This window comes from Candidatus Protofrankia californiensis, assembly GCF_900634765.1.
GTDB lineage: Bacteria > Actinomycetota > Actinomycetes > Frankiales > Frankiaceae > Protofrankia > Protofrankia californiensis.
In genome coordinates this window covers 20077-25961 of sequence record NZ_CAAAFT010000037.1, presented here as the reverse complement: position 1 = coordinate 25961, position 5885 = coordinate 20077, and the positions used below count along the sequence as shown (strand labels likewise).

Below are 5885 nucleotides of genomic sequence, written 5' to 3'. Positions count from 1 at the left end.
CGGATACCCACCGCCGTGGCACCCTCGCGTGCCGGCGGTGGGCTGCGGTCGATGAAGCATTCCCCGGCGACGGTCGCGCTGACCCGCTTGCTGAGAACGCGGGTGACGACGATGGTCCGCTCGTGCCCGGCCTGGCGTACCCGTATCTCGTCCCCGGTGCGCACCGCATGGGCCGGCTTGACCCGCTCACCGTTGAGATGGACATGCCCGGCGCGGCAGGCCGCAGTTGCCTGCGACCGCGTTCTGACCAGCCGCACGGACCAGATCCAGCTGTCGACCCGCGCGGTCTCCTCCTGCGCCGCCATAGCACGACTCTACGAATCCGGCGGCCCACCAACCACGGGCCAGCCTGTACGAGGGGCACAATCCCCGGCCGGAGCGGTGCCCGGGAACGTGTGTTCGGGTCGTTGAAGTACGAGCAGCGATCGCTGGGGGTGTTGTCGGGACAGTTATCCACAGGGGTGTTCGTCGGGCAGGGAGGTGTCGGAGGAATCGTGTACACACGAGCCATGACGGCCAACGGCTCGATAACGACGACGGACGGTGACGCGTCCTTTCACGGTGTCGGCGCGACTCGCGCCCGAGCCGAGGAGCTGCTGCGTGCGCTCGCCGGCCCCGCGGCGGTGTTGCGGGACGACCAGTGGCAGGCGATCGACGCTCTGGTCAGGCGGCGGCGCCGCGTGCTGCTTGTGCAGCGGACGGGGTGGGGCAAGTCGGCGGTCTACTTTCTCGCGACGGCGCTCCTGCGCGGTCGCGGGACGGGGGAGGGGCTCACGGAGCCCGGCGGCCCGCAACCCGAGCCCGGTGGCCTTCCCGCAGAGCCCGGCGGCCCGCTTCCGGAGTGCGGCAGAACGGCTGCCGGCCGGGACGGGACGCCTCCGGGGCCGACGGTCATCGTCTCGCCGCTGCTGGCGCTGATCCGCAACCAGGCCGCCGCCGCGGCGAGGCTCGGCATCCGGGCCGGGGAGATTCACTCGGCGAACGTCACCGAGTGGGACGAGGTCTACGGCGCGCTGCGCTCGGGTGAGCTCGACGTGCTGCTCGTCGGCCCCGAGCGGCTGAACAATCCGACGTTTCGTGACGACTACCTGCCCGAACTCGCCGCCACCACCGGTCTGCTGGTCGTCGACGAGGCCCACTGCATCTCCGACTGGGGTCATGACTTCCGCCCCGACTACCGCCGGCTGCGCACCCTGATCGCCGGTCTGCGTCCGGACGTCCCGGTGCTGGCGACGACCGCCACGGCCAACGCTCGCGTCGTCGCGGACGTCAGCGAGCAGCTGGGTACGTCCGGTCCCGCGACCGCTGGGCGGGGCGGTGCCGCTCGGGCCGGCGGAGCTGGCGTGGCAGGGAAGACCGGGCGCGCCGGCGAGGCGGGTGGGGCCGGGGGTGCCGGGGATGCCGGGGATGCCGGCACGCTGGTGCTGCGCGGAACGCTCGACCGGGAGAGTCTGCGGCTCGCCGTCGTCACGCTTCCGCTCGCCGAGCAGCGCTACGCCTGGGTGGCGGACCATCTCGCCGAGCTCCCCGGGTCCGGGATCATCTACACACTGACCAAGCCGGCGGCGGAGGAGCTCACCGTTTTCCTGCGCACCCAGGGACACACCGTCACGACCTACCACGGAGGGACGGAGCCGGCGGAGCGGATCGCGGCCGAGACCGACCTGCTGGCGAACCGGGTCAAGGCTCTCGTGGCCACCAGCGCGCTCGGGATGGGCTTCGACAAGCCGGACCTCGGCTTCGTCGTCCACGTCGGTGCGCCCGCCTCGCCGATCGCCTACTACCAGCAGATCGGCCGAGCCGGCCGGGCTGTCGACCACGCCGAGGTAGTGCTGCTTCCGGCCACCGAGGACGCCGACATCTGGCGGTACTTTGCCGACACATCCTTCCCACCGGAGCGGATCGTGCGGCAAGTGCTGGACGTGCTCGCCGGCGCGGGCGGGCCCATATCCACCCAGGCGCTGCTCGCCGCCGTCGACATCGGGCACGGCCGGCTCGAGTCGATGCTGAAGGTGCTCGACACCGACGGCGTCCTGCGGCGGGTGAAGGGCGGCTGGGAGACGACGGGGACCGCGTGGGTCTACGACACGGACAGGTACGCCCGCGTCGCCGCCGCCCGCGCGCGCGAGGAGAAGGCGATGCTCGACTACATCGCCACGTCCGGCTGCCGGCTGGAGTTTCTGCGCGCCCAGCTCGACGACCCGTACGCGGCGCCGTGCGGACGCTGCGACCGCTGCACCGGCCGCGGTTGGCCGACGGACACGTCGGAGGAATCCCGCGACCGGGCACGAGCGGAACTGCACAGGCCGGGAGTCGTCGTCGAACCCCGCCGGATGTGGCCGACGGGGATGCGGACCCTCGGCCTCAACCTCGCCGGCCGGATTCCGGCGGCCGCCGCGGCAGAACCGGGCAGGGCACTGGCCCGGCTGGGCGGTGTCGGCTGGGGCAACCGCCTGCGCCCGCTGCTGCGCCCCGACGCGCCGGACAGCACCCTTCCCGACGACCTGGTCGACGCCGTGGTGAAGACCCTCGCCGGCTGGGGCTGGCAGCGTCGCCCGGCGGCGGTCGCGGTCGTACCGTCCCGGCGGCGGCCCAGGCTCGTCGGCAGCCTCGGTGAACGCATCGCCACCATCGGACGGCTGCCGCTGCTCGGTGCCCTCGACCGCGTCGCCGCAGGGCCGGCGGCCAGCACCTCCCACAACAGCGCGCACCGGCTCGCCGGCCTCTGGGAGGCGTTTTCCGTGCCCGCCGCCATAGGGGAGCGGCTTGGGGACCTCGACGGACCGGTGCTGCTCGTCGACGATCTGATCGTCACAGGCTGGACGATGACAGTCGCGGCCCGCCTGCTGCGCGAGGCCGGCGCCCCCTCGGTCCTCCCCCTGGCTCTCGCCGTCGAGTCCGGCTGAAGCGTCGACCACCCGGCCACACCGGACGGCATCGTCACGTTCGCGCAGGTCTGCCCTTCAACCTGTGACGATCGCAGCCTGCGGACAGGCATGGCCCGTATCAGGGACACTGTCTTAGTGGCCGTGGATCTGCACGAGGACCGGATCGCCGAACTGTGCAGGCGGTACGGCATCGCGGAGCTGGCTGTCTTCGGGTCCGTCGCCCGCGGAGAGGACAAGGCTCGGTCGGACGTGGACCTGCTCTATGTGCTCCTGCCGAACGTCACGCTCGGCTGGGAGATCGTCGAGCTCAGAGACGAGCTGGAGAAGATCATCGGGCGTCCGGTGGACCTCGTTCCAAAGTCCGGGCTGAAATGGGTCATCCGTGACCGGGTGCTCGCGGAGGCGAGGATCCTGTATGCGGCGTGACGAGCTGTATCTCGTCGACATGCTGGAGGCGGCCAAGGCGGTCTCCGCTTTTCTCGCAGACGTGGACGAAAGGACGTTCGCGGGCAGCGACCTGCTTCAGAGCGCTGTCCTTCAGAAACTCATGGTCCTCGGTGAGGCTGCTGGACGCGTTTCGCTCGAGGTCCGGGATCGCTGGCCTGAGGTGCCGTGGCGGTCAGTGTCAGGATTTCGCAATCTTGCGGTTCATGCCTACTTCGAGATCGAGTGGTCGATCGTCTGGAGGATAGCGACGGTGTCGCTTCCGACGCTGCGGAACCAACTGACGGCGCTGGTGAAGGCCGAGTTTCCGCTCGTCGCCGATCAGCTCGGGCAGGAGAACTGACGGCGGGTTGTCGACGTTGTCCGAGCTTCCAATAGCTAAAAAGCACGGTCCGGTGTTCGGAAAGTCGGTGGATGCCGGCGCGGCCGTCGCCACTGTGATTAGGAGTTTCCAATATAGGGTCCGTTTCTGCTGTCCGTTGTCACCCGACTGTCCCGGCTGACCGCTGGTGTTGATCCACGGCTGCTTCGCGACCACGACGGAAACCTGGGTGCGCTACGGCCATGCCGCGAAGATCGCGGTGCGCGGCTACCGCGTCATCATGCCGGATTTGCGTGGCTACATTTTTTGATCTTCGATCGGATAATCGGTTTGGTGACCCGTCTCGGCTCCTTCGAGGGCTGGTCCCGGTTTACGACCGGGCCTACACGGTCGCGGTGCGCCAGATGATGTGTATTGCGTGGCGCCCCGTGGAGCGGATGTCACGGGCGCCGGCGGTGATGCGCACGCTGATGGGCGATCCACCATTATTCTCCCGCCGAAATGTGCAATGGCCGGGTGTCGCGTTGCCGCTGGCGCAGCAGCGTGGCGGAGAGCACGACGAGCGCGGCGACGGTGTAGGAGGACACCCGTAGCGTCCGGGCGTCACCGGGGAGGTCTGTGAACAGGGAGACGTACACGGGATGACCGGCAGCCGCGACGGCGAGCCATTCCAGCCGGCCGGCGAGGATGGCGAGCGCCACCAGCAGGATGCCGTACCAGGGCTGGACCGGGGTGGCGACGAGGAAGGCGGCCCCGACGAGCCACAGCGCGGCTCGTTCGACGGGGACCCGGCTCGGCTCGGAGCGCATTACGGCCGCGGTGACCGCGGCCAGCACCGACACGGCGGCGGCCTTGGCCGCGGCCCCGTTGATGCCGAGGGCTGTGAGCAGCAGGAAGCGGTCGCCCTGGCCGTACCCCTCGACGTTGAGGTATTCCGGGAGGAAACCGAGAGCTCCTGTTCCGACGGCCAGGACGTGGGGCAGGTAGGAAAGCCCGACGACCGCGACGGCTGCCCCGACCACGACGACCGGGCGGCGTCGGGCGGCTGCCGGAAGGAGCAGCGCCGGGTACAGCTTGACCGCCACCGCGGCTGCGAGCAGCGTCCCGGCGATCCAGGTCCGGCGGCGGGTGGGTCTCCCGGCCGGCGCGGAGCGGGTGCGAGGTCGTGAGGTGAGTACCGCGATGCCGCCGAGCGCGAGCAGCGCGGCGAGGACGTCCACATGTGCGTCGGAGGCGACGTCGAGGCCGGCGAGCGGCGAGAGGGCGTAGAAGCCCGCGTAGCGGGGGTCCCGTCCCCGTACCGTCAGCATCGTCATAATCAGTGCGACCAGCGCCAGCGACGCCAGCGATGTGTAGAGCTGCGTCTTGTGCTCGCGCGGCGGGCCGGGCAGGAGGTGCACCGCGGTGAAGTATGCCTGTGCCACCGGTGGGTAGATGGTGTGTGCCCGTGGATAGTTCAACCGGATGCACCCCGGACCGCGCTCGATGGCGGCGCACCCGCCCGGGTCCGGGAACAGCCAGCGATCACGTAGGTGGGCGAGCTCGGGATCGAGCGGGCCGTAGTGGTACGGGTCGATACCGGTGGCCTGCACCCGGCCGTCCCAAACGTAGCGGTAGAGGTCGTCGGACAGTTGCGGGCCGTGGGTGAGCGCCACGGCGTGAATGGTGACGGTGCCGGCGAGCAGCAGTCCGACGGCCAGCCGGCGGGGGGCGGCGTGGAGCAGCAGGGTCGCGGTGGTCATGCCGAGCGCCCACCAGAGCATGGCCAGGTACAGCACGCCCGCCCGGTCGGGCAGGTAGCCGGGTTGGAATAAAGTCACCGCCTGCACCGCGAGGATGCCCACCAGCCCGACGACGGCTGCGACCAACGTCGCCCGCGGCCGGGCCGCGCGGCCCGGCCGCGGGGCAGGGACGAGTCGGGTCACCGGCGGCGCGAGTGGTGCGCGAAGGGTGTGGGGCATGGACCCGACCCTGGCAGCAGCCCTGGGTGATCCGGGTACCCCCGCGGTCGGTTTCTCCGTTCCGTAAGCCTTCGGCGGGGTCGGCCGGGGCCGGGTCGACCTACCGTGCATGCGTGCGACCATCCATTCGCCTGCTCACCGGACGGTTCCCGGAACCGCCCGCGGTCCTGCGTCGCGGGCCGTTACGTGCAGACGCCTTCCCCAGTCGCCTGCACGACCCGCGGGTGGCCTCGTTGCTGGGTATCTGGCTCGGGACCGCCTTCGGGGTGT

General features: G+C 70.6%; 5 protein-coding genes and 1 pseudogene. 4 read left to right on the top strand and 2 right to left on the bottom strand.

Annotated elements, in window-relative coordinates; all coding sequences use genetic code 11:
* The coding region (locus DD1DGNOD_RS01695) for an RNA-binding S4 domain-containing protein (protein WP_131769292.1) at window positions 1–305 on the bottom strand (305 nt) is incomplete at its 3' end.
* A 204-nt stretch (window positions 306–509) separates the two neighbouring features.
* On the opposite strand from DD1DGNOD_RS01695, the gene DD1DGNOD_RS01690 reads away from it, so the two are divergent.
* The 4 genes and pseudogenes from DD1DGNOD_RS01690 to DD1DGNOD_RS30435 all read left to right on the top strand — a co-directional run.
* Window positions 510–2906, top strand: coding sequence for a RecQ family ATP-dependent DNA helicase (locus DD1DGNOD_RS01690; RefSeq protein WP_131769291.1), 2397 nt, complete (start codon window positions 510–512; stop codon window positions 2904–2906).
* 117 nt (window positions 2907–3023) lie between these two features.
* A complete protein-coding gene (locus DD1DGNOD_RS01685) occupies window positions 3024–3314 on the top strand; it encodes a nucleotidyltransferase family protein (protein ID WP_131764806.1) in 291 nt (96 codons plus the stop codon).
* Entirely contained in the window at window positions 3304–3675 is a 372-nt protein-coding gene (locus tag DD1DGNOD_RS01680; RefSeq protein WP_131764807.1) for a HepT-like ribonuclease domain-containing protein, read from the top strand. Before DD1DGNOD_RS01685 ends, DD1DGNOD_RS01680 begins: the two co-directional genes overlap by 11 nt.
* Window positions 3676–3838: 163 nt before the next feature.
* Window positions 3839–3955, top strand: a pseudogene (locus DD1DGNOD_RS30435) (alpha/beta fold hydrolase); the annotation flags it as partial.
* Between the two features lie 184 nt (window positions 3956–4139).
* Here DD1DGNOD_RS30435 and DD1DGNOD_RS01670 read toward each other — a convergent pair.
* Window positions 4140–5615 (bottom strand): glycosyltransferase 87 family protein, encoded by a 1476-nt coding sequence (locus DD1DGNOD_RS01670; RefSeq protein WP_131764808.1) that lies wholly within the window; start codon window positions 5613–5615, stop codon window positions 4140–4142.
* Window positions 5616–5885 lie beyond the last annotated feature (270 nt).

Coding starts and splice junctions, on each gene's coding strand:
- DD1DGNOD_RS01670 (WP_131764808.1), bottom strand. CDS start 5,615: ATGCCCCACACCCTTCGCGCACCACTCGCGCCGCCGGTGACCCGACTC.
- DD1DGNOD_RS01690 (WP_131769291.1), top strand. CDS start 510: ATGACGGCCAACGGCTCGATAACGACGACGGACGGTGACGCGTCCTTT.
- DD1DGNOD_RS01680 (WP_131764807.1), top strand. CDS start 3,304: ATGCGGCGTGACGAGCTGTATCTCGTCGACATGCTGGAGGCGGCCAAG.